The organism is Vibrio sp. OPT46, from assembly GCF_015163535.1.
Taxonomy (GTDB): Bacteria; Pseudomonadota; Gammaproteobacteria; order Enterobacterales; family Vibrionaceae; genus Vibrio; species Vibrio alginolyticus.
Window position 1 is genome coordinate 98,937 of record NZ_JADDYG010000244.1, and the last position, 826, is coordinate 99,762.

Consider the following 826-nt stretch of genomic DNA (forward strand, 5'->3'; position numbering starts at 1 on the left):
ATAAGCAGTTATTCTACTTACAATTTTTCAACTTCGTCATCAAGCATTTAACCAGCTAGAATGAACCGTTATTTACTACGATACGATTGGTACCAAGCCAAGAACCAGTTGTTATAGTCATTAGAATGTTTATGTGTTGAGCATGAGTAACGTCGGGCTCAGAGCGAAACAAAACGGAATTGAGTGGAGATCAAAACCACACTCTTAGTGTGAGTTTATTGTTACACTTTGAAACACTATGTTACATTTGGCGCATTATGAGGAGTAAAAAGTTAAAGCTCATTAGCCACAACTGGAAACTAACCTTCCATTAATGGAAGTTACACACTTTAAATCGAATATTAACCTCAACACGAATTTCTCGTGCTTCAACAATTAATTATTTAAAAACAAACAGTTGAAACTTAAAATTAATGAGACTGACTATCAACTTCATTTACGCAGATAGCCTTAATTAGAAGCGGAAACTAAAAAACAAAAAGTGTGATCAGCGTCAAATTAATGATTTCACTTAATATTTGAGTGGTATTTACATCTCTTTATTGGATTGTGAGAAATCATTCTCAAGGTAAATCCAAACATAAGTTGTAAATACATTTGGGTTGCGCAGAATGAGCACTCCACAACATAGAAAATGTTGAAATGGAAAGAGACTTATTATTCAGGCCTATCAGAGCCTTATTTCAGTGGTCACTTACATACGAATGCCTCCATCCACTTCTAAAACTCTGCCAGTAAAGTAATCACTCTCAATAATGTATTTTACTGCATGCGCGATTTCGCTTGTTTCGCCCATCCTGCCAACTGGGATCATCTTTTCTAATCG

The 826-nt window shown here is 35.4% G+C and carries 1 pseudogene; it reads right to left on the reverse strand.

The features are described from left to right. Nucleotides 1-694 precede the first annotated feature (694 nt). Nucleotides 695-826 (reverse strand): annotated as a pseudogene (locus IQR33_RS10575) (short chain dehydrogenase); the annotation flags it as partial.